The sequence below is a fragment of the Streptomyces rubiginosohelvolus genome (genome assembly GCF_014649875.1).
Lineage (GTDB): Bacteria > Actinomycetota > Actinomycetes > Streptomycetales > Streptomycetaceae > Streptomyces > Streptomyces rubiginosohelvolus.
Window position 1 is genome coordinate 1 of the sequence record NZ_BMTW01000001.1, and the last position, 25,657, is coordinate 25,657.

The window sequence follows — 25,657 nt, forward strand, 5'->3', positions numbered from 1 at the left end:
TTCAACAAGTACGACGTCGAGTGGTACGGCGAACGCGGCCGCACGATCTTCTTCCAGAACGAGAAGGCGTACGACGCCCCGAACCAGGAGGCGATCCAGAACGGCGACACGAAGGGCTACGCGGCCTACCGGGTCGACGACTCGGTCGACGAGCACGAGGGCTGGGGCATGGGCAGCTACTGCTACTACAACGTCGACCCGACGATCATCCAGGAGCACGGCTTCAAGGCACCGGTGAAGCCCGGCGTGAAGTTCCACAGCCTGATCGTCGTCTCGCTGGGCGGCAACGGCCAGTACGAGCACGTGATCAACGACGTCGGCTCCCCTACGTCGGGCACGGAGACGGTCCCGTCCCAGGTGGTGAACTTCCCTTAGTCCTCTCCGGCTGAGGGAGTCGTACGGAAGCGGGGTCCGGCTGCTGGTGAGCGCCGGGCCCCGCTTCGCCGCGGGCGCTGCGGTTCCGCCCGAGGGCGGGCCGCCTGTCGGCCGGCCCTCCCTGCCCGGGAAGGACTCCGCCCCCGGCCGGAGACGTTCCCGGGCGGGGGCGGAGTCGTGGAGCGATGGCGCGGCTGCCGCGGGGGCTCAGCCCTCGCCGGTCAGGCTGATGGTGACCGTGCGCTCGGCCGGGGTCTTCCCGGCCAGGGCGGTCTTCATCGCCTGGGCCACGTCGTCCGGGCCGACCTGGTGCTTCTTCCCGTCGGCCTTGACGGCCATGATGCCGTCGAAGACACCGTCCAGAAGCGTGTCGATCGCCTTCTTGTCGTAGACGTCGACCAGACGGCCGTCGACCGGCTTCATGGACAGGATCTGCGGCAACGACCTGGCCGGGCCGAACTGGATCTGCTTGGGACCGGCCTTGATGGTGATCAGACCGGACATCGCGGGCTCGGCGAACTCCTTCATCGCCCGGTTCAGTTCGGCCTGGGTGATGGTGGGTTCGCTGGTGGTGACGGGAAGTTCGACCAGGTTGGCCTTCCCGGTCTGGACCTGGGCGCGGTAGGCGTCCCGGACCGAGATCAGGGACTGGCCGGCGTCCAGCGTCTTGCCCGGCTTGCCCGGCACCGCCACGGCCTTGTTCGGCTCGAAGCGGATCGTGCCGTCGTTGGCCGAGCCGGAAGCGCCCGCCAGGTCGGTCAGCGCCACGCCGAGCTTCTCCTCGTCGACCGGGATCACCGGGTCGGCGGGGCGCTCCCCGCCGAACAGCGAACCGATCACCGAGACGGGGTTGTAGTCGCTGCCCGCCGCGCCGCGCACGGTCTCCTGGCTGTCCAGGGTGAGACCGGCCTTCTCCGGGTCGAGCTTCTCCTCCTTGCCGTCCACGGACAGCGTCATGGGGGCCTTGGCCCGCTCGCCGAGGGCGGCTTCGAGCTTGGTGACCGCCTCTTCCTTCGAGCCGCCGCCGATGTCGACGCCGAGCACCGTCGTGCCCTTGGGGACCTCGGCGTGGTTCAGCAGGAGGCCCGCCCCGTACGCGATGCCGAGCAGCACGACCGCGGCCACCCCGAGCAGGACCAGCTTGGAGCGGCCCTTCTTCGCGGGGGCGGAGGCGGGGGCGGCGGCCTGCGGTGCGGGGCGCGGAGCGGCGGGACCCGGCGTGGGAACACCCGGTCCGCCCGGTCCGCCGGGACCGCCGTGGCCCGTCACCGGGCCGCCGGGGGTGCCCGGCCCGCCCGGGAACGTGGCGCGGGGCTCGCTGGGCACCACGGGGATGCCGCTCGTCAGCGTGTCGCCCGAGACATGGCCGCCGGGGCCGGGTTCGGGCGCCGGGGCCTGCGGCGTGAGGATCGCGGTGTCGTCGGACATCCGGGGTACGCCGCCGGGGGTGCCCGGGACCATCGGGCCGGGGCCGCCGAGCCCCGGGACGCCGTCGAGGTTCGGGGTCAGCGAGGAGGTGCCGGTGACCGGTCCCGTGGTGGGGCCGGACGGGCCGGGCGTCCGCACTCCGGGGCCGGGGGTGGCACGCGGGCCGCCGCCGGGGGGCTCGGAGCCGTAGCCGTCGAGCGCGCTGCGGGCGGGGCCGGAGCCCGGCGCACCCGGTCCGCCGCCGGACGCCGGGGCGTCCGAGAAGTACGGCAGGTCGGGGCGCGAGCGGCCCGCGCCACCGTCGGGCGCACCACCAGGGCCGCCGGGACCACCCGGACCACCCGAACCCGGGCCGCCGGGACCACCGGAGGCCGGGCCGCCGGGACCGCCCTGGCCGCCCGCGCCACCGGGACCGCCCTGGCCGCCCGCGCCACCGGGACCGCCTGCGCCCGCGCCACCGGGACCACCGGGCGCACCGGTGCCCTGGCCGGCTGCCGCCGGTCCGGCGGCCGGGGTCTTGCGCGGGGCGAACCAGTCGCTGCCGCTCTTCTCCCGGGCCGGCTTCTCCCCGGGCGTCGGGTCGGCGGCCGGGACGCCGTCCCGGGACCGGTCCGCGGGCGCGCCGCCGTTCGAACCGGCGCTCGGGCCGCCGGAGCGGTCCGGGGATCCGGCACCGGCGCTCGCGCTCGCACCGGGACCCGGTGCGGCCGGCGGTGTGCCGGGGCGCGGGGTCGCGCCGGTGCGCTCCGCGTCGGAACGGCCGCCGCCGGAGATGTCGCTCTCCGCCATCGGCGTACGCATCACGACCGGCGGGATGGGACGCGAGCCGGGGATGTTGATCCGGATGCGCGTCGTCAGCGTCGTCTCGGTCTTCGGTTCCTCGGGCCGGGGCGGATCCACGGATTCCGGGTTCTCGTCAGAGCCGTCCTGCGACGGGTGCAGCGACGGATACTGGCGGGATCCGTACGGCGGCGTACCCGAGGGGTACGCGGCTCCGCCGCGGCCCTGGGGCCCGGAGGACGAACTGTCAGTTTCACGACTCAAAGCAGGTTCTCCCGATTGGCTCCGCCGCCCGTACTTCCCCCATGCCGCAGGCCAGGGGACGGCTCGGCGCGCGCACCACCATACTGGCCGCCGCCGTCGGACACTCCGCGACCGGGTGAAACCTCCACCCGTGCCTCACACCTGTGGGGGTCTTTCCGGACCCGGACTTGGCACTTCACGTGCCGGACCGGCCGCTGTGGATGGCTGATTGCGGCACTTTGGACGTGGTGGCGCAGATCACAGCGACGGCCGTTCCGCCGAGCATGAAGAGCACCAGGCCGAGTTCGTCGCCGAAGACGTAGTCGCCCTCCGGCCGGCCGCTCAGCAGAAGGAAGACGGTGATGAACCAGCCGGCCGCCGGGGCGAGTGCGCCGATCTGGGTGCGGGTCAGGATCCGGCCGCCGTAGAAGAGGCCCGCGGAGCCCACCAGGGCGATGATCAACCCGCCCGGGAACCAGGCCGCTTGGACGAGGGTTCCGGCGAGGGCGACGAGCGCGCCGAGGACCGCGAGGCCCAAGTAGGCGGCGATCCGGGCCGGGTTCGGCCGGGCGGCGAATCCGATGGGCTCGGGCTCCCTGGGGGGCGCGTTCCGTCGCGGCGCGTGGGAGGAGTCCGCGCGAACTCGGGACTTCTTGGGGTTGCCGCTCATGCCGCGCCTCCTTCGGCGCCCGGGACGCCCGCCGTGTCCGGGGCGTCGGCGCCCGGGACGCCCGCGAACAGGTCGCTCTCGCGCTCCGGTCCGGCCACGCCGCGAACGCCGCGCACGAGTTCGTAGCACTCGGTCGTCAGCAGGGGCTGGCCCAGGTCGTTGGAGAGGGCGAAGAAGGGGCCGTCGACCGCGATCTGGGTGGCGTGGGCGCGCATCGCCGCCGACTTCGCCCCGGCGTACGCCGATCCGTCGATCTCCGCGGTGATCTGCTCCGCGTCGGTCACGCCCGGGACGTCGGCCACGGCGGCGATGCCGGGGAAGGCGTCGGGCGCGGTGCTGCGCAGCCGGTCGAAGGCGGCTTCCAGCACCTCGCGCTCCACCCGGTTCCAGTAGATCTTGGCGATGGTGTGCGGGGTGCCGGAGCCATGCGCCGGGTCGGCGGCGAGGTCGGCGGCGCGCATCGCGACGCGGTGGGCCTGGATGTGGTCGGGGTGGCCGTAGCCGCCGTCCGGGTCGTAGGTGATCAGGACCTGGGGGCGGACCTCGCGGATCACCTCGACGAGGTGGGCGGCGGCCTCGTCCACCGGGGTGGACCAGAAGGAGCCGGGGCGGCCGTTCTGTTCGGCGCCCATCATCCCGGAGTCCCGGTAGCGGCCCGCGCCGCCCAGGAAGCGGTGGTCGTTGATGCCGAGCTCCTGCATCGCCGCGGCCAGCTCGCCGACGCGGTGGGGGCCCAGCGCGTCGTCCCGGTCGGCGGTGAGACGGGCGAGCGCGGGCGGGATGACCTCGCCCTCCTCGCCGAGCGTGCACGTCACCAGGGTGACGTGGGCGCCCTCGGCCGCATACCTGGCCATGGTGGCGCCGTTGTTGATCGACTCGTCGTCGGGGTGCGCGTGCACGAGCAGCAGACGGCGGGCGGGGAGGTCCTTCATGGGGACCACCCTACGAGCCCGGAGGCCCCCCGTGCCCCCGCGCCCCTGCGCCCGCCGGCCGCCGGTCCCCGGCCGCCCGGGTCAGAACTTGATGCTGCTGATCATTCCCGCCACGTTGGTCGTCAGATCGGAGATGGTCGGTGCGATGGACGAGCTCGCGATGTAGAACCCGAGCAGCATGCAGACCACCGCGTGTCCTCCCTTCAGTCCGGATTTCCGGATCAGCAGGAAGACGATGATCGCCAGCAGCACTACCGCCGAAATCGAGAGCGCCACGGCGGTTCACCTCCATCGGTACGTTCGGACGGTCGGAACGGGGGTACACGGAGCCAGCAGGTTCTTACCCACCGAGCGCTACGGATCATAACTATCCGTGCCAACGCATTGATCGGGGCACAGCAGCACGAGGGGCGCACGAACCGTGCCCCGCAGCCGAGTTGCGGGCTAAGTTCGGGGCCATGACCTCGCAGAAGCTGTCCTTTCCCCGCCAGCACGCCCGGACCCAGCGCTTCACTCTCGGCGCACCTCGCGCCTTCACCGTCTCACCGGATGAGACACGTGTGATCTTCCTCCGGTCCACCTCCGGAACGGACCGGACCACCCGGCTCTGGGTGCTCGACCCGGCGACCGGCGAGGAGCGCATCGCCGCCGATCCGGACGTCCTGCTGGGCGGTTCGGCGGAGAAGCTGTCGGCTCAGGAGCGGGCCCGGCGGGAGCGGACCCGGGAGGGTTCGTCGGGGATCGTCTCCTACGCGGTGGACGCGGCGGCGGAGTTGGCCGCGTTCGCGCTGTCCGGAAAGGTGTACGTGGCCGAGCTGCGGGCCGGGACCGCGCGGGCGCTGCCGGTGCCGGGCCCGGTGATCGACCCCCGCCCGTCCCCCGACGGCCGGCGCATCGCGTACGTGGCCAAGGGCGCGCTGCGGGTGGTGGACGCGACGGGCGAGGGCGACCGGGCGCTGGCCGAGCCGGAGGATCCCCAGGTCACCTATGGTCTGGCCGAGTTCATCGCGGCCGAGGAGATGCACCGCTACCGGGGCTTCTGGTGGTCGCCCGAGTCGGACCGGCTGCTGGTGGCGCGGGCCGACGAGAGCCCCGTACAGCGGTGGTACATCGCCGATCCGGCCCACCCCGGGCGCAAGCCGGCCGAGGTCGCCTACCCGGCGGCGGGGACGCCCAACGCGGAGGTGCGGCTCTTCGTCATGGACCTGGCGGGGGACCGTACCGAAGTGGTCTGGGACCGGGAGGCGTTCCCGTACCTGGCCCAGGTGCACTGGTCGTCCGCAGGTGCTCCGCTGCTGCTGGTGCAGGCCCGTGACCAGCGCAGTCAGCGGTATCTGGCGGTGGACCCGGAGACCGGTGCGACCCGGGTCGTCCATGTCGACGAGGACCCGGTCTGGCTGGATCTCTTCCCCGGGGTGCCCGCGTGGGCGCCGGACGGGCGGCTGGTGCGGATCGCCGACGAGGGCGGCGCGCGGGTGCTGGCGGTCGGGGACCGGCCGCTCACCGGGTCGCAGCTGCACGTCCAGGCAGTGCTGGACATCGGCGAGTCGGACATCCTGGTCTCGGCGGTGGCCGGTGAGGACGCGGTCGAACCGGAGATCGGACAGATCCATGTGTACCGGGTCAACGAGCTGGGAATCGAGCGGATTTCCGAAGGGGTGGGTGTGCACTCCGCGGTCCGCTCGGGCGCTCTGTCGGTGGTGGTCTCGGCCGTCCCCGAGGAGCCCGGAACCGCCGCGTGGGTCGTGCGGGACGGCAAGCGGCTGGTCCGCATCGCGAGCTTCGCCCAGGAGCCGGTGCTCACCGCCCGCGTGACCCTCACCGAGGGGGGCGCACGGCGGATTCCGTGCGCCGTCCTGCTTCCGTCGGACTACGAGGAGTCGGACGGTCCCCTTCCGGTCCTGATGGATCCGTACGGCGGCCCGCACGGCCGCCGGGTGGTCGCCGCCCACAACCCGCACCTGACCTCGCAGTGGTTCGCGGACCAGGGCTTCGCGGTGGTCGTGGCGGACGGGCGGGGCGCGCCGGGCCGCTCGCCGGCCTGGGAGAAGGCGGTACGGGACAACCTCGTGCTGACCATGGAGGACCAGGTCGAGGCGTTGCACGGGCTGGCGGACCGGTTCCCGCTCGATCTGTCCCGGGTGGCGATCCGGGGCTGGTCCTTCGGCGGCTATCTGGCGGGGCTCGCGGTGCTGCGGCGGCCGGACGTCTTCCACGCGGCGGTCGTCGGGGCCCCGGTGACGGACCAGCGGCTGTACGACACCCACTACACCGAGCGCTATCTCGGGGACCCGGCGAAGCAGCCGGAGGTGTACGCGTACAACTCGCTGCTCACCGACGACGGTCTCTCCGAGGCCGCCGACGAGGCCCGGCCGATGATGATCGTGCACGGTCTGGCCGACGACAACGTGGTGGTCGCGCACGCCCTGCGGCTGTCCTCGGCTCTGCTGGCGGCCGGGCGGCCGCACGAGGTGCTGCCGCTGAGCGGGGTGACGCACATGACGCCGCAGGAGCAGGTCGCGGAGAACCTGCTCCTGCTCCAGGTGGACTTCCTCAAGCGGTCGCTGGGGCTGACCGGCGCCTGAGCCGCCCGCCGCGCCCCGTCCGCCCCCGGTTCACCAGCGGGGCGGCGGGGACGAGGGCGGGGGCCCGAAACCGCCGCCCGGTGGCGGACCGAAGCCGGGGGCCTGCGGCGGCTGGTAGCCCTGCGGTCCGGGCCGGCCGGGCGCCGGGGCTCCCCAGCCGCCGCCCCAGGAGTTCGGGCCGCCCCAGGGGCCGGCGGCGGGGGTCCGTGCGGCGCCCTTGCGGGCGAGCAGGACGATCACGACGGCCCCGATGAGGAGCGAGCAGATCTGGCTCACCAGGGTCAGCTGCCCCTCGACGTCCAGGTCGGTGAACCGCTCGTACAGCTCGAAGTGGATGATGCGCGCCAGGCCCAGCGCCCCGGAGGCGAGGACGAACCCGCCCGCGATCAGGCCGAGCGGTCGCGCGAGGGCCGCCCCGCCGACCGCGCCGAGGGCCGCCACCAGGGACATCAGGATGATCGCCACGGTGACCCAGCCGGGCGGCCCCTCGATGAGCGGGGTGTTCAGGGGCGCCCCGCCGATGAACCACTCGGGATAGAACCCGGACGGGAAGACGAAGGGCTGCCGGATCTCCCAGGCGGTGTAGATCACTGCCTGAAGACCCAGGAGCAGGAAGACGGCCACCCCCGCACCCCGCCCCGGACCCGCCGGGCGCTCCTCGCCCTGCGGCACGGGGCGGCGGCCCGCCGTCCCCACGACGATCAGGGCGAGCCCGGCCACCAGCGCGGCGTACGTGGTGAGCAGTGCCCGGTCGCGGAGCTCCTCCGGGGCCGGGGCGTCGGCGACGGTCCAGACGCCGGGCAGCCGCAGGACGAAGGTCACGACGCCGGTGACGATCAGGACCGAGGCGGCGGAGGCCGAGCGGAGTGCCGCCACAGCGGCGGCGGCGTAGGCCAGCAGCAGGACGAGGCTGGTGGAGGTGGTGGTGGGCCGCACCATGTCCCGGAGGCTCGCGGTGCCCGACCAGTACTCCCAGACCGGCACCGGTCCGTCGGCGGCCCGTATGTCCCGCACGATCCAGGCGACGGCCATCAGTGCCAGCACCGCGCACAGAACGGCGCCGGTGATTCTTGCTCCCCGTGTAAGTGTCACCCGCTGATACTCCATTGCCCCGAACGGATGAACAAGGGCGTTCAGGGGGCGGGGCGTTGGCGGCGGGCGACCGGCCGGAGCGCCAGGACGACGCTCCGACCGGACCACGGCACCCGCACGGCCGTACGCTGATCAGCATGGGGCGTTCGTATATCGGAGCGGCGACGGCGGAGTTGCTTACGTGTTAACGATGCTGACGCCGGTTCATGACCTTTCGTCCCCCTCTGCCTCGGAAGTCTCCCCGTCCCCCGGCGCCTCCGCGGGCCCCGGGATCTCCAGCTCGCCCTCCGGGGGCACCACGCGCTTCTCCTCCGCGAAGTGGCATGCGGAGTCGTGCCGGGCAGGGGTGTCGACGTGCCGGAACTCCGCGGGGACCGCCAGCAGCGGGACCTCCAGCTCGCACCGCTCCTGAGCCTTCCAGCAGCGGGTGCGGAAGCGGCAGCCGGAGGGGATGTTGGCGGGCGAGGGGACGTCGCCGTGCAGGATGATCCGTTCCCGGTGCTCGCGGGCGGTCGGGTCCGGGACGGGGACGGCGGACAGCAGCGCCTGGGTGTACGGGTGGGTGGGGTGGTCGTAGATCTCCGCGTCGGAGCCGATCTCCACGATCCGGCCCAGGTACATCACGCCGACCCGGTCGGAGATGTGCCGGACGATGGACAGGTCGTGCGCGATGAAGACGAAGCTGAGGTTGAACTCCGCCTGGAGCCGGTCCAGCAGGTTGACCACCTGGGCCTGGACGGAGACGTCGAGCGCGGAGACCGGTTCGTCGGCGACGATGATCTCCGGGTTGAGGGCGAGGCCGCGCGCGATGCCGATGCGCTGGCGCTGCCCGCCGGAGAACTGGTGCGGATAGCGGTTGATGTACTCCGGGTTGAGCCCGACGACGTCCAGCAGGTCCTGCACCTTCTGGCGGCGGCTGCCCTTCGGGGCGACCTCGGGGTGGATCTCGTACGGCTCCCCGATGATGTCGCCGACCGTCATCCGCGGGTTCAGCGAGGTGTACGGGTCCTGGAACACCATCTGGATGTTGCGGCGGACCGCCTTCAGCGCCCGGCCGGACAGCTTGGAGATGTCCTCGCCCTTGTAGCGGATCGCCCCGGCGGTGGGGCGTTCCAGGTGGACGAGCATCTTGGCGACGGTGGACTTGCCGCAGCCCGACTCCCCCACGATGCCCAGCGTCTCGCCCGCGTACAGGTCGAAGTCGACGCCGTCGACGGCCCTGACCGCGCCGATCTGCCGCTTGAAGAGGATGCCCTGGGTGAGCGGGTAGTGCTTGGCGAGGCCGCGCACCTGGAGGATCGGGTCGCCCTCGGTGTACGGGGCGACCGCGTCCTCGCTCGCCTGGGAGAGCAGGGTGGAGCCGGCCGCGCCGCCACCGGTCCCCGCACCTTTGTCGCGGTCAGCGTGCATCGAGCGTCTCCTTCCAGAAGTGGCAGGCGCTGCGGCGCTGTTCGTCGACCTCGTAGAGCGGCGGCACATCGCTGCGGCACACGTCCTGGGCCATCGGGCAGCGGGGGTTGAAGGCGCAGCCGGGCGGGATGCGGGTGAGGTTGGGCGGCAGGCCCTGGATCGCGTACAGCTCCCGGCCCTTCTGGTCCAGGCGCGGGATCGACTGGAGGAGGCCCTTGGTGTACGGGTGGGCGGGGGCCTTGTAGATCTCGTGGACGGGGGCGGTCTCGACGATCCGGCCCGCGTACATCACGGCGATCTTGTCGGCGACGTCGGCGACGACGCCGAGGTCGTGGGTGATCAGGATGAGGCCCATGTTCAGCTCGCGCTGGAGTTCCGCGAGGAGGTCCATGACCTGGGCCTGGACGGTGACGTCGAGGGCGGTGGTGGGCTCGTCGGCGATGATCAGGGACGGTTCGAGGGCCATCGCCATGGCGATCATGATGCGCTGGCGCATCCCGCCGGAGAACTGGTGCGGGTACTGGTTGACGCGTTCCTTCGCGGCGGGGATGCGGACCCGGTCCATCAGCTCGATGGCCTTGGCCTTGGCGTCCTTGCGGGACATGCCCCGGTGGACGACGAACATCTCGCCGAGCTGCTGGCCGACGGTGAGGACCGGGTTCAGCGAGGACAGGGCGTCCTGGAAGATCATGGCCATCTCCTGGCCGCGGATCTTGCGCCGCTCGTCCGGCTTGGCCTTCAGGAGGTCCTGGCCCTTGAAGAGGATCTCCCCGCCGGCGATCTTCCCGGGCGGCATGTCGAGGATGCCCATGACGGCCTGGGCGGTGACGGACTTGCCGGAGCCGGACTCACCGAGGACGGCGAGCGTCTCGCCTTCGGCCACCGAGTAGTTGACCCCGTTGACGGCCTTGGCGACGCCTTCGCGGGTGTGGAACTCCACGTACAGATCGCGCACTTCGAGCAACATGGCAATCGGCTCCTCAGCGCAGCTTGGGGTCGAGGGCGTCGCGCACCGCGTCGCCGAGCATGATGAACGCGAGCACGGTGACCGCCAGCGCGCCGGCGGGCCAGAGCAGCATGTGCGGGGCGTTGCGGATGTAGTTGGAGGCCGCGGAGATGTCGATGCCCCAGGAGACGGCCGGGTCCTTCAGGCCGACGCCGAGGTAGGAGAGGGTCGCCTCCAGCGAGATGTACGTGCCGAGCGCGATGGTCGCCACGACGATGACGGGCGCGATGGCGTTCGGGGTGATGTGGCGCAGCATCATGCGGGAGTTGGAGGCGCCCAGCGCGCGGGCCGCCTGGACGTAGTCGTTCTGTTTGGCGGTGATGACCGAGCCACGGGCGATACGGGCGATCTGGGGCCAGCCGAGCAGCACGATGAACCCGACGACGGGCCAGACGGTGGAGCTGGTGACGACGGAGAGGAAGACCAGGCCGCCGAGGACGACGGGGATGCCGAAGAAGACGTCGGTGAGGCGGGAGAGGATCGCGTCCCACCAGCCGCCGAAGAAGCCCGCGAGTCCGCCCAGGACGCTGCCGAGGATCGCGACGCCGAGGGTGGCGCAGACGCCGACGGTCACCGAGGTGCGGGTGCCGTAGACGACGCGGGTGTAGACGTCGCGGCCCTGCGGGTCGAAGCCGAAGGGGTGGCCGGGTTCGGAGCCCTTCTGGGCGTCGTCCAGGTTGGCCTGGAGGGGGTCGCCGCTCGCGATGAGCGAGGGCCAGATCGAGATGATCACCAGGAAGAGGATGACCAGCGAGGAGATGATGAAGACCGGGTTGCGGCGCAGGTCGCGCCAGGCGTCCGACCAGAGGCTGCGCGGCTTTCCGGCGGGCCCGGTGCCGTCGGGGCCGCCCGGGTTCTTCTCCAGGCTGGTGCCCTCCTCCATGGCGAGGTCCGTCGCGCCGCCGGCGCCCGCCTGGGAGATCGCTTCGTCCGGGGTCTGCGGCTCAGGCATAGCGGATCCTCGGGTCGAGTACGGCGTACAGGAGGTCGACGATCAGGTTGGCGGCCAGGAAGACCAGGACGAGGATCGTGACGAAGCCGACGACGGTCTGGGAGTTCTGCCGCAGGATGCCCTGGTAGAGCTGGTAGCCGACGCCGTGGATGTTGAAGATCCGCTCGGTGACGATGGCCCCGCCCATCAGCGCGCCGACGTCGGTGCCGATGAAGGTGACGACGGGGATGAGCGAGTTGCGCAGCAGGTGCCGTACGACGACCCGGCGGCGGGGCAGGCCCTTGGCGACGGCGGTGCGTACGTAGTCGGCGCGGGCGTTCTCGGCGATCGAGGTCCGGGTGAGCCGGGTGACGTAGGCGAGCGAGACCGAGGCGAGGACGAGCCCGGGGACGAGGAGTTCGTCGAAGGTGGGGTCGGCGGAGACCGAGGGCTTGATGATGCCCCACTTGACGCCCAGGAGGAGCTGGAGCAGCAGGCCGGTGACGAAGGTGGGGATGGCGATGACGATCAGCGTCAGGATGAGGACGGTGGTGTCGACGGGGCGGCCGCGCCGCAGACCGGTGACGACGCCGAGGCTGATGCCGATGACGACTTCGAAGACGACCGCGACGATGGTGAGCCGGATCGTGATGGGGAAGGCGGTGGCCATCAGCTCGGTGACCTTCTGCCCGTTGAACGCGGTGCCGAAGTCGCCGGTGAACACGTTGCCCATGTAGGTGAGGTATTGCTGCCAGACCGGCTTGTCGAGGCCGAACTCGGCCCGCAGCTGGGCGGCGGTGGCCGGGTCGCACTGGCGGTCGCCGCAGAGGCCCGCGATGGGGTCGCCCATCACGTTCACCATGAGGAAGATCAACAGCGTGGTGCCGAAGAAGACGGGGATCATCTGCAGCAGCCGCCGGATCACATAACGTCCCATGAGGGGCTCCGGGGGTTGGGGGGTGCCTTGTCGGTCAGGCCGGATCAGGGAGCGGGGTCTGGTGCCGTGCATCGCAAGGCGGAGGAGGGAGTCGACGCGGAGCGTCGGTGACCGACGACAACGCCGCGAGGTGCGGTGCCAGGCCACGCGAGCCCGGCCTGGCCGGCAAGGCACCCCCTGAGTTCGAGCAGTACCGGGCGGAGGGTGCATGGAGTGCGCGGACGGCCGGGCGCCGGTGTGTCGGGGCGTCCCGGCCGTCCGCTTCGCTCAGCGCGTCACTTGACGGTGATCTCTTCGTAGACCGGGACGCTGAACGGGTTCAGCGCGACGTTGTCCACCCGGTCCGAGTAGCCGGCGCTGCCGTTCTGGTACCAGAGCGGGATGACCGGCATCTCCGTGACGAGGATCTTCTCCGCGTCCTGGAAGGTGGTGATCGCCTTGGCCTTGTCGCTCTCGGCGTTGGCCTTGTCGACCAGGTCGTCGAACTGCTGGTTGCTCCACTTGCCGTCGTTGGACGGGGCGTTGGTGTAGTAGAGCGGCTGGAGGAAGTTCTGGATCAGCGGGTAGTCCATCTGCCAGCCCGCGCGCCAGGCGCTGGTGAGCTTCTGGGTGGAGACCTGGGCGCGGAAGTCGGCGAAGGTGCCGACGGGTCCGCCGACGCAGGCCTTGTTGTTGCCCATGACGTTGTTGATGCTGTTGCAGACGGCGTCGACCCATTCCTTGTGGGAGCCGGTGTCCGCGTTGTACGAGATCTTCAGCTGGCCGCCGGGGATGCCGCCGCCCTCGTCGATCAGCTTCTTGGCCTCGGCCTTGTTGTACGTGCACTCCTTGCCGCAGAGCCCTTCCTTGAAGCCGCCCTCCTCACCGAGGACCGGGGAGGTCCAGTCGGTGGCGGGGGTGCGGGTCTTCTGGAAGATCTGGTCGGTGATCTGCGGCCGGTTGATCGCCATCGAGAGGCCCTGGCGGACCTTGCGGGCGTCGTCGGTGTCCCACTCCTTCTCGTAGAAGGGGAAGGCGATGGTCTGGATGATGCCGGCGGGGGTGTTGATGTAGCGGTCGCCGAGGTCGGCCTCGACGTTGCGGAGCTGGGAGGCGGGGACGTCGTCGACGAGGTCGAGGTTGCCCGCGGTCAGGTCGGTGTAGGCGGTGTTGTTGTCGGTGAAGACCTTGAGGTCGACGCCGCCGTTCTTCGCCTTGTCGTCGCCCGGGTAGTCATCCCACCGGCGCAGGTTCATCGAGGAGCCCTTGGCGTACGACTCGATGGTGTACGGGCCGTTCCCGACGGGCTTGGAGAGCCAGGCGTCGTGGTCGTCGTAGAACGCCTTGGGCAGCGGGACGAAGGCGGAGTAGCCGAGGGTGTCGGGCCACAGGGAGAACTTCTGGGTGAGCTTGGCGGTGAAGGTCAGGTCGTCGACGACCTTCAGGCCTGACAGGGTCTCGGCGGAGGCGGACCCGGACTCCGGGTGGACCTTGTCGTAGCCCTCGATGTACTGGAAGAAGTAGGCGTTCTTCTGGTTGTTCTTCAGGGCCGCGCCGTAGTTCCAGGCGTCGACGAAGGAGTTGGCGGTGACCTTCTCGCCGTTGGAGAACGTCCAGCCGTCCTTGAGCTTGATCGTGAAGTTCTGGGAGTCCGTCGAGTCGATGGACTCGGCGATCATGTTCTGGGCCTCGCCGGTCTTCGGGTCGTAGCGGATGAGTCCGCGGAAGACCATGTCGAGGACCTTGCCGCCCTGGACCTCGTTGGTGTTGGCCGGCTCCAGCGGGTTCTGCGGGTCTCCCCAGGAGGAGCTGACGATGCCGTCGGCGCCGCCGCTGCCGCCACCGTCACCGTCACCGCCGCCGCAGGCCGTCGCTGCCAGGGCGACGGCCACCGCACATGCGGCCCACCTGACCTGTGTGGCTCCGCGCATGAAGTGCCTCCTAGAGTCATCGAGTAGCTCAATGCCTCATATCACCGCATTACGTGACGTACCGCATGCGGGATTGCCCCGTACGGGCAGGAGGGCGGCGGACACGACGGAGGCCCGGCCCCCTCGGAAGGGGCCGGGCCTCGGTCGTTCGACCTGGGGGAGCGGTTACGCCGCGTGCACGACGTCCTTCTCCTCGGCGAAGTGGCACGCCGACTCGTGCGCGGCCGGGGTGGCCGCCGAGACGAAGCGCTCGGGGATCGCCAGCAGGGGCTCCTCCGTCGCGCAGCGGTCCTCCGCCTTCCAGCAGCGGGTGCGGAAGCGGCAGCCCGAGGGCGGGTTCGCCGGTGACGGAACGTCACCGGTGAGGATGATCCGCTCGCGTCCCTCGCGGGCCGACGGGTCGGGGACCGGGACCGCCGACAGCAGCGCCTGGGTGTAGGGGTGCGTCGGGTGGTCGTAGATCTGCGTGTCCGTGCCGATCTCGGCCATCTTGCCGAGGTACATCACGCCGACCCGGTCGGAGATGTGCCGGACGATGGACAGGTCGTGCGCGATGAAGACGTAGGACAGGTTGAACTCGTCCTGGAGCTTCTCCATCAGGTTGATGACCTGGGCCTGCACCGACACGTCGAGCGCGGAGACCGGCTCGTCGCAGATGATGATCTCCGGGTTGAGCGCGAGGCCGCGGGCGATGCCGATGCGCTGGCGCTGGCCGCCGGAGAACTGGTGCGGGTACCGGTTGATGTACTCCGGGTTCAGACCCACGACGTCCAGGAGCTCCTGGACGCGGCGGCGCCGGTCGCCCTTCGGGGCCACCTCGGGGTGGATGTCGAAGGGCTCCCCGATGATGTCGCCGACCGTCATACGCGGGTTCAGCGAGGTGTACGGGTCCTGGAACACCATCTGGATGTTGCGGCGGACGGCCTTCAGCGCGCGCCCGGACAGCTTGGTGATGTCCTGGCCCTTGTAGAAGACCTCGCCTGCGGTCGCCCGCTCCAGGGTCATCAGGAGCTTGGCGACCGTGGACTTGCCACAGCCGGACTCGCCCACGATGCCCAGGGTCTCACCGGCGTACAGGTCGAAGGAGATGCCGTCGACGGCCTTGACCGCGCCGATCTGCTTCTTGAAGAGGATGCCCTGGGTCAGCGGGAAGTGCTTGACCAGGTTGCGCACCTGGAGGATCGGCTCGCCCTGGCTGACCGGCGCGTCGATGGCGGCTACGGCCTCCGCCTCGGTCGCGGCGTCCACCGTCTCCACCTCGGAGACGTTCGGGGTGGCGTCCACGGGCCCCTGCTCCTTCTTGAGCTCAGCCATGGATCGTCTCCTTCCAGAAGTGGCACGCGCTGCCGCGGCCGACCAGCTCGAGGCCGTCCTGCTCGGTCACCGGGGCGAGCGGCGGAATCTCGGTACGGCAGATGTCCTGTGCCTTGGGGCAGCGCGGGCTGAAGGCACAGCCCGCGGGGATACGCGTCAGGTTGGGCGGCAGCCCCTTGATCGCGTAGAGCTCCTGGCCCTTCTGGTCCAGGCGCGGGATCGAGTCGAGCAGACCCCTGGTGTACGGGTGGGCCGGGCGGCTGTACAGCTCGCCGACCGGGGCCGTCTCCACGATCCGGCCCGCGTACATCACGGCGATCTTGTCCGCGACGTCGGCGACGACGCCGAGGTCGTGGGTGATCAGGATCAGACCCATGTTGTACTCGCGCTGAAGCTCGGCCAGCAGGTCCATGACCTGGGCCTGCACCGTCACGTCGAGCGCGGTGGTCGGCTCGTCGGCGATGATCAGGTCCGGCTCCAGGGCCAGCGCCATGGCGATCATGATGCGCTGGCGCATACCGCCGGAGAACTGGTGCGGGTAGTCCGAGATGCGGGCCGCCGCCGCCGGGATCTTGACCTGGTCCATCAGCTCGATGGACTTGGCCTTGGCGTCCTTGCGGGACAGACCCTGGTGCACCCGGAACATCTCGCCGAGCTGGTAGCCGACGGTGAGGACCGGGTTCAGCGAGGACAGCGCGTCCTGGAAGATCATCGCGATCTTGCGGCCGCGGATCTTCCGGCGCTCCTCGTTGGACATCTTCAGCATGTCCTGGCCGCGGAAGAGGATCTCGCCCTGCGTGATCTTCCCGGGCGGCATGTCGAGGATGCCCATGATGGTCTGCGCGGTCACGGACTTGCCGGAGCCGGACTCGCCGAGCACGGCGAGCGTCTCGCCGGCGCTGACGGTGTAGTTCACACCGTTGACCGCCTTGGCCACACCGTCGCGGGTGTGGAACTCCACGTGCAGGTCACGGACGTCGAGCAGTGGACCGTCGCCACTCACGGACTCCCGCGGTGCGGGGACGTGAGCCGTCTTGTCGATGGTGGTCACGAACGCCTCCCTCAGCGCATCTTGGGGTCGAGGGCGTTGCGGACCGCATCGCCGAACATCAGGAAGGACAGCACCGTGATCGAGACCATCACCGAGGGGATGATCAGGACCGTCGGAACGTTGCGGAGCTGGTCCTTCGCGGCGGAGACATCGATACCCCACGAGACCGTCGGCTCGGCGAGGCCGATACCGAGGAACGACAGGGTGGCCTCGGCGGCGATGTAGCCGCCGAGCGCGATGGTGGCGACCACGATCACCGGAGCGATGGCGTTCGGCAGGATGTGCCGCGTCATGATCCGGGTGGTGGAGGCGCCCAGGGCCTTGGCGGCGACCACGTAGTCGGCCTGCTTGATCGTGATGACCGAGCCACGGGCGACACGGGCGATGGACGTCCAGCCGAGGAAGGACAGGGAGAGGATCACGACCCAGACGGAGCGCTCCTCGAAGGTGGTCAGGATGACCATGGCGCCGACGATGAAGGGGACGCCGAAGAAGACGTCGGTGATCCGCGAGAGGACCGTGTCGATCCAGCCGCCGAAGTATCCGGCGAGCATCCCGATCACCAGGCCGGTGATGGTGACCGCGATGGTCACGATCACGCCGACCATGATGGACGCGCGGGCTCCGTAGATCAGACGCGCGTAGATGGAGCGGCCCTGGACGTCGTAACCGAGCCAGTCGGGGGCGAAGAAGTGTCCCCAGTTCGGCTTCTGGAGGTAGTGCTCGGCCAGGTTGGCGTCGCGCGGCGAGGCGCTGGTGAACAGACCCGGGAAGATCGCCATGACGGTGAGCAGCAGGATCAGCACCATCGAGACGAGGAAGAGCGGGTTGCGACGCAGGTCGTGCCAGGCGTCGGACCAGAGGCTGCGCGGCTTGCCGGGCGCGGGGCCGGAGTCCGTCGTGGTCGGTGTCTGAGCTGCGGCGGCCGAAGCGTCGGTGCTCTTGGTCAGTGCGGTGGTGTCAGGCATACCGGATCCTCGGGTCCAGGACCGCGTAGAGCAGGTCGACGAGCAGGCTGCAGACGAGGTAGACGATGACGAGCAACGTCACGATCCCGACGACCGTGGCACCCTCACGCTTGGACAGGGCCTCGAAGACGAGGGATCCGACGCCCTTGATGTTGAAGATGCCCTCGGTCACGATCGCGCCGCCCATCAGAGCGCCGATGTCGGTGCCGAGGAAGGTGACGACCGGGATGAGCGAGTTGCGCATCAGGTGGATGCCGACGATGCGGCGGCGCGGCAGGCCCTTGGCGACAGCCGTACGGATGTAGTCGGCGCGGATGTTCTCGGCGACCGAGGTACGGGTGAGCCGGGCCACGTAGGCGAGGGACAGCGACGCCAGCACGATGGCCGGCATGATCAGCTCGCCGTTGGTGGGTTCGAGACTCACGTTGGGCTTGGCGATGCCGAGCTGGAACGCGAAGAAGTACTGAACGAGGAAGCCCAGCACGAAGGACGGCATGGAGATGAGCACCAGCGTCAGACCGAGCAGACCGCGGTCCCGGAGCGATTCCGCCTTCAGACCGGCGATGATGCCGAGCGAGATACCGGCGACGACCGTGAAGACGAAGGCGAAGATCGCCAGTCTGACGGTGATCGGGTAGGCGTCGGCGATGACTTCGGCGACCGGACGCTGCGTTCCGATCTGGGTGCCGAAGTCGCCCTGGAACAGATTGCCCAGGTAGTTCAGATACTGCTGCCAGATCGGCTGGTCGAGGCCGTACTCGGCCTTCAGAGCGGCGATCTGCGATGCGTCTACATGCTGTTCACCGGCAAGTGCTCTGACGGGGTCGCCGGGCAGTGCGTACATCATCAGGAAGACCAGCAGGGTCGACCCGATGAAGACCGGGATCATCTGGAGCAGTCGTCGTGCGACATAACGCCCCATGGGTGCCTCCGTGTGGGGATAACTGCGGCGTGGGGGCCGCCTCTTCGCAGAGACGACCCCCACGCCTCCGGCCGCGCCGACGGACGGCGCGGGCGGATGACGGCCAGTTGGGGAATGACCCGCAGGCGTTACTTGGTGGTGACGCCGGTCAGTTCGAGGTCACCGTGGAAGTCGACCTTGACGTTGTCGACGTTCTTGCCGTGGCCGCCGTTGATGGCGTAGTACCAGAGCGGGATGGCGGGCATCTTGTCCACCAGGGCCTTCTCGACCTCCTGGTAGGCGGCGACGGACTCCTCCAGGGAGTCGGCCTTGTCACCCTTCGCCATCAGGTCGTCGATCTCCTTGTCGGAGAAGCGACCGTTGTTGGACTCCGCCTTGGAGTGGTAGAGCTCCTTGAGGAAGTTCACGTTGACGGGGTAGTCGGCCACCCAGCCACCGCGGTAGACACCCTTGACCTCGTTGTTGTCACGCGCTTCGAGGTCGGTCGGGAAGTCCGGCTTGGCGTCGCCCACGCAGTCGACCCCGGTGGCGTTGCGGATGGACTCGCAGACAGCGGTCACCCACTCCTTGTGCCCACCGTCGGCGTTGTACTGGATGGTGAACTTGTTGCCCGGAACGCCGCCGCCGGCCTTGATGAGCTCCTTGGCCTTGGCCGGGTTGTACTTCAGGATGTCCGAGTCGAGGGTCTGGTTGCCCTTGACCTGCGGAGGCGTGAAGCTCGTCGCCGGGATGCGCGTGCCGTTCAGGACGGTCTTCGTGATGGTGTCACGGTCGATCGCCATGGACAGACCCTGGAGGACCTTGGGGTCGATGTCCTTGAACGTGTCCGAGTAGAACGCCGGGTTCAGCGACTGGATGGCCGCGTACGGCTGGTCGATGGCGCCGTCACCGAGGTCCGTCTTGTACTTCGGGAGGTCACGCGGGCCGACCTGGCGGATCATGTCCAGGTTGCCGGAGACGAGGTCGGTGTACGCGGCCTCGACGGTCGAGTAGTTCTTGAACTGGATGCCCTTGTTGGCAGCCTTGTTCGGACCCTGGTACTCGGGCCAGGCCTTGACCTGGATGAGCTTCTTGTGGGTCCACTTCTCGAACGTGTACGGGCCGTTGCCGATCGGCTTCTGGCCGAACGCCTTCGGGTCGTCGTAGAAGACCTTGGGCAGCGGCGCGAACGTCGCGTAGCCGAGCTTGTAGTTGAAGTACGGGACCTTGTTGCTCAGCTCGATCGTGAACGTGGTGTCGTCCACGGCCTTCAGGCCGGACATCTCCTTGGCCTTGGGCGCACCCTTCTCGGGGTGGACGTCCTCGTAGCCCTTGATGTCGGAGAACCAGAACGCGTTCTGCTGCTTGTTGTCGACGTTGGCGTACCAGTTCCACGCGTCGATGTACGACTGCGCGGTCACGGCCTCACCGTTGTGGAACTTCCAGCCGGACTTGAGCTTGACGGTCCACAGCTTGGAGTCCTCGGTCTCGACGGACTCGGCGTTCGTGTAGACGATCTCGCCCTTGTCGTCGAAGTCCAGCAGCTGGGTGAACAGCGACTGGATGACGTAGGAGCCGTTGCTCTCGTTCGTGTCGGCCGGCATCAGAGGCTTCTGGGGCTCACCGACGTCGATCGAGACGTAACCGGCGGGCTGTCCCGACGTGTTCTTCTTGCCTTCGTCGCTGCTACCGCCGCCACAGGCAGTCGCGGCCAGGGCGATGACGGCCGCTCCCGCGACCCACTTGGCGCTCTTGGCACCGCGCATGGGTTTCCTCCTCATGAGTCCACTTTTGACTACAAGAAGGGCACTGGAGAGATTCACCGACACCCCTGACGGTGATCGTTCAGTGCCCCGAGTGTGCTCGTGAGTCGGCACTCCCCACAGTGCGTGACCCATTGACCCGAGCTCAATGGAGCCAACTATTGAGTACGGCCGGGCTGTAAACCACACTTAAAGGGTCTCGGTTTGACAACATCAGACCCGCCTGTGTGCCCGAAATCCGGACAAAGCGATCCCAGACAGACACGCCCGAAACGGACTGTTAACACATGTTCCGGAGAGCGACCCCCGATATCCGGACACCCCGGTCAGGAAAAGCAATTGACGAAGGCCCGGCCCACCACAGTGTCCGTGGTGGGCCGGGCCTTCTGTCAATGCCTGTGCTGACGGTCCGTCCGACGGGGTGATCCACCCCGGAACGGGCCCGCGCATACGGAGCGTATGCCTCCGACCGCCCCCGGGCCCTCGGAAGGGCTCAGGGGAGGCTCAGGGGCGTCTCCTGGCTCCGTGTCAGCCGTTCTTGGCGCGGGAGGCGGCGCGGCTGCGCTCGCGCTGGTCCAGGACGACCTTGCGGATACGCACGGTCTCCGGGGTCACCTCGATGCACTCGTCCTCGCGGCAGAACTCCAGGGACTGCTCCAGCGACAGCTTGCGGGCCGGGACCACGTTCTCCGTGGTGTCCGCGGAGGCCGCACGCATGTTGGTGAGCTTCTTCTCCTTGGTGATGTTCACGTCCATGTCGTCGGCGCGGGAGTTCTCGCCGATGATCATGCCCTCGTACACCTCGGTGCCGGCCTCGGTGAAGATGACACCGCGCTCCTGGAGGTTGACCATCGCGAACGGCGTGACCGAACCCGAACGGTCCGCCACCAGCGAGCCGTTGTGACGGGTGCGCAGGTCGCCGAACCACGGCTCGTGGCCCTCGAAGATGGAGTGCGCGATGCCGGTGCCGCGGGTCTGGGTCAGGAACTCCGTACGGAAGCCGATGAGGCCGCGGGACGGGACGATCCACTCCATGCGGACCCAGCCGGAGCCGTGGTTCGTCATGGTCTCCATGCGGCCCTTGCGGGTCGCCATGAGCTGCGTGATGGCGCCGAGGTGCTCCTCGGGGGAGTCGATCGTCATGCGCTCGATCGGCTCGTGGGTCTTGCCGTCGATCTGCTTGGTGACGACCTCGGGCTTGCCGACGGTCAGCTCGAAGCCCTCGCGGCGCATCTGCTCGACCAGGATGGCGAGCGCCAGCTCACCACGGCCCTGGACCTCCCAGGCGTCGGGGCGCTCGGTGTCCAGGACGCGGAGCGAGACGTTACCGATCAGCTCGCGGTCCAGGCGGTCCTTCACCTGACGGGCGGTGACCTTGTGGCCCTTGCCGCCCTTGCCGACGAGCGGCGAGGTGTTGGTGCCGATGGTCATCGAGATGGCGGGCTCGTCGACCGTGATCAGCGGCAGCGCGATCGGGTTCTCGGGGTCGGCCAGGGTCTCGCCGATCATGATGTCCGGGATACCGGCGATGGCGCAGATGTCGCCCGGGCCCGCGACCTCGGCGGGCTTGCGGGTGAGCGCCTCCGTCATCATCAGTTCGGTGATGCGGACGTTGGACATGCTGCCGTCGCGCTTGATCCACGTGACGGTCTGGCCCTTGCGGAGCTCGCCCTGCTCGACGCGGCAGAGCGCGATACGGCCGAGGAAGTTGTCGGCGTCCAGGTTGGTGACGTGGGCCTGGAGCGGCGCGGCCTCGTCGAACTCGGGGGCCGGCACGTGCGCCAGGATCGTGTTGAAGAACGGCTCCAGGCTGTCGCTGTCCTGCGGGACGGTGCCGTCCTCGGGCTTGGTCAGCGAGGCGACGCCGTCACGGGCGCAGGCGTAGACGATCGGGAACTCGATCTGGTCCTCGTCCGCGTCCAGGTCCAGGAACAGGTCGTACGTCTCGTCGACGACCTCGGCGATCCGGGAGTCGGGGCGGTCCGTCTTGTTGATGCAGAGGATGACCGGCATCCGCGCGGCCAGCGCCTTGCGCAGGACGAAGCGGGTCTGGGGCAGCGGGCCCTCGGAGGCGTCGACGAGCAGCACGACGGCGTCCACCATCGACAGACCACGCTCGACCTCGCCACCGAAGTCGGCGTGACCGGGGGTGTCGATGATGTTGATCGTGATCGGGTCCCCGCCGTCCTTGGGGTGATACTTCACCGCCGTGTTCTTGGCGAGGATCGTGATGCCCTTCTCACGCTCCAGGTCGTTCGAGTCCATCATCCGGTCGTCGAGCGACTCGGCAGCGTGCGCGGCGAAGGAGCCGGCCTGCTTGAGCATGGCGTCGACCAGCGTGGTCTTGCCGTGGTCGACGTGGGCGACGATGGCTACGTTACGGATGTCGTGGCGCGTGGGCATGGGTGGCTTGCGCTTCTCTCGGATCGTGGGATCAGGCGTCTCAGTCGGTCTTCGAGTCCTCGTACGCCCGCCGGGCGGCACGCCACGGCTCGTCCCATCGTACGGGCCTCGGGCGCGCCGGGCTTCCCGGGCCGATCCGCGAAGGCGGTCTTCCCGTGTGATTCAGGCGATATTCAGCCGGTGTCAAGGTACTGCCGGGCCAGTGGGTGGCCGGAATGCGGGGGTCGCTGCGGCGGACCGCGGTGGAGCCGGTGCAGCTATGTGGGGGGGGTGAGGAGAGGTGAAGCGACGAACGGCCCGGGTCAGGGCAGAAACCACACTGCCCGCCGGGGGAACCGGCGGGCAAGGGTTTTGAGGTGCATCTGAGCTTGGCGGCGGGAGGGTGTGGTATTAACCCGCTACTTCTTGCGGTCTGCGGGGGAACCTGCCGCTTGCCGGTTCTTGAACCCGATGTCCTGGTACCGGGGGGCGGCGAAGCCGAACGCCCCGACGTTCGCGAGCTTCTTGTCGACCGCGACCAGCTGCGGACGCTGGAAGAGCGGAATCGATCCGGCGGCGGCCCAGATCCGGGCGTCCGCCTGCTTCATCAGTTCCCGCGCGGCCTTCTCGTCCAGCTCGCCGGCGGCCTTGTCGAAGAGCTGGTCGATGTGGTCGGTGCCGACCCGGGTGTAGTTCTGCTCCACGAGGAGCGAGCCGTCGGTGGCGGGCTCCGGCTTGGCGTAGATCGGACGTCCGTCGGTGGCCGGGTAGGCGGTGGCGGGCCACGAGTAGAGCGCCAGATCGTACGCGCCGGAGGCGATGTGGTCCTTGAAGTAGCTCTCGTCCGGGACCTTGGTGATCTCCGTGCCGACGCCGATCTTCTCCAGCATCGCGGCGATCTTGTCGCCGACGCTGCGCAGCGACTGGGAGCCGGGGCCGGACGGGAGCACGAAGCGCAGGGTCAGCGTCTTGCCGTCCTTGCCGAGCTGCCCCTTGGCCGCGGCGGGCGCCGGGGCGGCGGTGCCGACGGGGGCGTACGCCCCGGCGGCTCCCCCGGGCTGCTTGTCCGTGGCGGCGACGGCGCCGTCCTCACCGAGGACGCCCGCCTGGCGCAGCAGGACGGTGCCCTGGGCGGCGGCCGTCCGGGCGGGGGCCAGGACGTGGACGGCGGAAGCGCTGCCCACGGTGGCGGGGGCGGGGGCGCCGGGCTTGTTGTCGTCGCCGACGATGTAGAGGCCCTCGTCGCGGGAGGCGGCGCTGTCCTCGGAGTCCTGGTCGGCCTTCTTGCGCTCGGCGGCGGAGTCGGCGGAGTCCTCGGTGCTGTCCTCCTCGGCCTTCTTCCCGTCCTTCTCGCTCTTCTCGCTCTTGGCGTCCTTGTCCTCCTCGGCCTCCCCGGCGGTCTTCTTCTCCGCCTCGGCCTCGTCGTCCTTGCCGCCCTTCTTCTCCGCCTCGCTGCCCGCCTTGGTGTCCTTGGGCGGCTCGGCAGCGCCGCCCCGGGTCCAGCCGGCGTCCGCCAGCAGGGCCTGGGCCTCCTTGGTGTTCTGCTCGCCGAGCGCCCCGCTGCCGTCCTTGTAGCCGGGCTGCCCCGCGAGGGCGAGGTGGCTGCCGAGCGGCTTCGCCGGAAGGCCCAGCGGCCCCAGCACGGTCTGGGCCAGCTCCTGGCGGTCCAGGGCGCGGGCGACGGCCCGGCGGACCCGGTCGTCGGCGAGCGGGCCGGACTCACCGTTCAGGGCGAGCTGGGTGTAGGCGGGCTCCAGGGACTTGCGGACGGCGAAGTCGCGCAGGGCCTTCTGTTCCGTGGCGTACGCGACGACGGCCTTGCGGTTCTTCTCCCGGGCGGCCTGCGCGATCTCCGCCGCGTCCTCGTCGGAGCCGTGCGCCTGGGCCCAGGAGCGCAGGGCCTGGGCGGGCGTGATCTCGGAACCCGGGCCGTGGTTGAGGGGCTGGCCGTTGCTGCCCCGGTCACGGCGGGCGAGCGTGATGCGGTCGGCGGTGGCCGCGTCGATGTCGGCGATGTCGACCGTGCCGTCGGAGAGGGCCTGGGTACGGTCCTTCGCGGCGACCGCCCGGAAGACGAGGGTGTCCAGCTTGGCCTTGTCGCCCCACCAGCGCGGGTTGCGGGCCAGCGTGACGGTGCCCTCGGACTTGCTCATGCTCTTCAGGACGAACGGCCCGGCGGTGGTCTTCAGGGCGGTGCGCGCGCCGTCGTTGAAGGCGTCCGGCGACCCGGTGATCTCCTTCGGGTAGAGCGGCGAGAACAGCGAGCGCCAGTCGGCGTACGGCTTGGAGAACGTGACCCGCACCTGGAGGTCGTCCGCGCCCCGCTCGATCTTCTCGATGCGCTCGTAGCCGGAGTTGCGGGCGGTCCAGAACGCGGAGTCCTTGCCCCTCAGCGCCCGCCACTGGGCGACGAAGTCGGGGGCCCCGATCTCCCGCCCGTCGCTCCACACCGCCTGCTGGTTGAGCTTGTAGAGCACGACCTGCCGGGGCTCGCGCTCGATGACCTTCGCGGACTCCAGGTAGTCCGGGTTGAGCTTCGGCTGCCCGGTCCTGTCCATCGGGAAGAGGGTCGGGAGCAGGGCTCCGGTGATCCGGGTGGTGGCGCTGTCCGCGTCCGCCTGGAAGGCGTTGAAGGTGGCGGGCAGCGCGTCGACCGCCCAGTTCGCCGTCGAACCGTCGGCGACCGTCTCGCGGGCGGCGGGCGCGATGTCCTGGGGCACGCCGCGGGCGGTCTCCTCGCCGCCGGAGCTGCACCCCGCCAGCACGGGGATCGTGAGCACCCCCGTCGTGAGGAGCGCGAGCGATCGGCGCTTTCGAACCGTCCCGCGCGGGACGCCGACGTGGGACATGGCTGATACCTCCGGGGCCGGCCCGGACCACCCCGTACCGGAATGGACCGGATAGTGCGTATGTGGTGGCATTTGCAGTTGATCACACTGATTCCTTCCGCTTACTGAAAGCGCCCCCTCGCGCGAGGGG

Annotated in this window: 18 protein-coding genes and 1 pseudogene; 2 read left to right on the forward strand and 17 right to left on the reverse strand. The window is 69.8% G+C overall.

The window, feature by feature from the left end; all coding sequences use genetic code 11:
* A pseudogene (locus tag IE134_RS00005) lies at positions 1-375 on the forward strand (coagulation factor 5/8 type domain-containing protein); the annotation flags it as partial.
* Between the two features lie 207 nt (positions 376-582).
* On the opposite strand, the gene IE134_RS00010 reads toward IE134_RS00005, so the two are convergent.
* The 4 genes from IE134_RS00010 to IE134_RS00025 all read right to left on the reverse strand — a co-directional run bounded on the left by IE134_RS00010 (position 583) and on the right by IE134_RS00025 (position 4,704).
* Positions 583-2,847: a hypothetical protein gene (locus IE134_RS00010; protein WP_189429317.1), complete on the reverse strand. Its 2,265-nt coding sequence runs from the start codon at positions 2,845-2,847 to the stop codon at positions 583-585.
* A 175-nt stretch (positions 2,848-3,022) separates the two neighbouring features.
* Positions 3,023-3,496, reverse strand: coding sequence for a DUF6113 family protein (locus IE134_RS00015; RefSeq protein WP_030711372.1), 474 nt, complete (start codon positions 3,494-3,496; stop codon positions 3,023-3,025).
* Positions 3,493-4,428, reverse strand: coding sequence for an N-acetyl-1-D-myo-inositol-2-amino-2-deoxy-alpha-D-glucopyranoside deacetylase (mshB, locus tag IE134_RS00020; RefSeq protein WP_030711371.1), 936 nt, complete (start codon positions 4,426-4,428; stop codon positions 3,493-3,495). Before mshB ends, IE134_RS00015 begins: the two co-directional genes overlap by 4 nt.
* A gap of 81 nt (positions 4,429-4,509) precedes the next feature.
* Positions 4,510-4,704: a hypothetical protein gene (locus IE134_RS00025; protein ID WP_010063247.1), complete on the reverse strand. Its 195-nt coding sequence runs from the start codon at positions 4,702-4,704 to the stop codon at positions 4,510-4,512.
* A 182-nt stretch (positions 4,705-4,886) separates the two neighbouring features.
* On the opposite strand from IE134_RS00025, the gene IE134_RS00030 reads away from it, so the two are divergent.
* Entirely contained in the window at positions 4,887-7,013 is a 2,127-nt protein-coding gene (locus IE134_RS00030; protein ID WP_030711370.1) for a S9 family peptidase, read from the forward strand.
* A gap of 30 nt (positions 7,014-7,043) precedes the next feature.
* On the opposite strand, the gene IE134_RS00035 is transcribed toward IE134_RS00030, so the two are convergent.
* The 13 genes from IE134_RS00035 to IE134_RS00095 all read right to left on the reverse strand — a co-directional run bounded on the left by IE134_RS00035 (position 7,044) and on the right by IE134_RS00095 (position 25,527).
* The gene (locus IE134_RS00035; protein WP_306471750.1) at positions 7,044-8,105 is read right to left on the reverse strand and encodes a hypothetical protein; all 1,062 of its coding nucleotides are present in this window, start codon (positions 8,103-8,105) and stop codon (positions 7,044-7,046) included.
* Positions 8,106-8,309: 204 nt separating this feature from the next.
* Positions 8,310-9,515 (reverse strand): ABC transporter ATP-binding protein, encoded by a 1,206-nt coding sequence (locus IE134_RS00040; protein ID WP_030711363.1) that lies wholly within the window; start codon positions 9,513-9,515, stop codon positions 8,310-8,312.
* Positions 9,505-10,482, reverse strand: coding sequence for an ABC transporter ATP-binding protein (locus IE134_RS00045; protein ID WP_030711361.1), 978 nt, complete (start codon positions 10,480-10,482; stop codon positions 9,505-9,507). Before IE134_RS00045 ends, IE134_RS00040 begins: the two co-directional genes overlap by 11 nt.
* 13 nt (positions 10,483-10,495) lie before the next feature.
* Positions 10,496-11,473 carry an ABC transporter permease gene (locus IE134_RS00050; protein ID WP_030711359.1) on the reverse strand — a complete coding sequence of 326 codons (978 nt, stop codon included), beginning with the start codon at positions 11,471-11,473 and terminating at the stop codon, positions 10,496-10,498.
* Positions 11,466-12,389, reverse strand: coding sequence for an ABC transporter permease (locus tag IE134_RS00055; protein WP_006127343.1), 924 nt, complete (start codon positions 12,387-12,389; stop codon positions 11,466-11,468). The genes IE134_RS00050 and IE134_RS00055 overlap by 8 nt, the downstream gene beginning before the upstream one ends.
* 275 nt (positions 12,390-12,664) lie before the next feature.
* Positions 12,665-14,299: a peptide ABC transporter substrate-binding protein gene (locus IE134_RS00060; RefSeq protein WP_030711357.1), complete on the reverse strand. Its 1,635-nt coding sequence runs from the start codon at positions 14,297-14,299 to the stop codon at positions 12,665-12,667.
* Between the two features lie 165 nt (positions 14,300-14,464).
* Positions 14,465-15,613 carry an ABC transporter ATP-binding protein gene (locus IE134_RS00065; protein ID WP_030711355.1) on the reverse strand — a complete coding sequence of 383 codons (1,149 nt, stop codon included), beginning with the start codon at positions 15,611-15,613 and terminating at the stop codon, positions 14,465-14,467.
* Positions 15,606-16,664 carry an ABC transporter ATP-binding protein gene (locus IE134_RS00070; protein WP_030711353.1) on the reverse strand — a complete coding sequence of 353 codons (1,059 nt, stop codon included), beginning with the start codon at positions 16,662-16,664 and terminating at the stop codon, positions 15,606-15,608. Before IE134_RS00070 ends, IE134_RS00065 begins: the two co-directional genes overlap by 8 nt.
* A gap of 11 nt (positions 16,665-16,675) precedes the next feature.
* Positions 16,676-17,632: an ABC transporter permease gene (locus tag IE134_RS00075; protein WP_030711351.1), complete on the reverse strand. Its 957-nt coding sequence runs from the start codon at positions 17,630-17,632 to the stop codon at positions 16,676-16,678.
* On the reverse strand, positions 17,625-18,554 hold the full coding sequence (locus IE134_RS00080) for an ABC transporter permease (RefSeq protein ID WP_010063259.1): 930 nt from the start codon (positions 18,552-18,554) through the stop codon (positions 17,625-17,627). The genes IE134_RS00075 and IE134_RS00080 overlap by 8 nt, the downstream gene beginning before the upstream one ends.
* Positions 18,555-18,682: 128 nt before the next feature.
* Positions 18,683-20,299: a peptide ABC transporter substrate-binding protein gene (locus tag IE134_RS00085; RefSeq protein ID WP_030711349.1), complete on the reverse strand. Its 1,617-nt coding sequence runs from the start codon at positions 20,297-20,299 to the stop codon at positions 18,683-18,685.
* Between the two features lie 525 nt (positions 20,300-20,824).
* Entirely contained in the window at positions 20,825-22,699 is a 1,875-nt protein-coding gene (gene typA / locus IE134_RS00090) for a translational GTPase TypA (protein WP_030711347.1), read from the reverse strand.
* 398 nt (positions 22,700-23,097) lie between these two features.
* Complete coding sequence (locus IE134_RS00095) at positions 23,098-25,527, reverse strand: ABC transporter family substrate-binding protein (RefSeq protein WP_098894798.1); 2,430 nt, start codon at positions 25,525-25,527, stop codon at positions 23,098-23,100.
* Between the last annotated feature and the right edge of the window lie 130 nt (positions 25,528-25,657).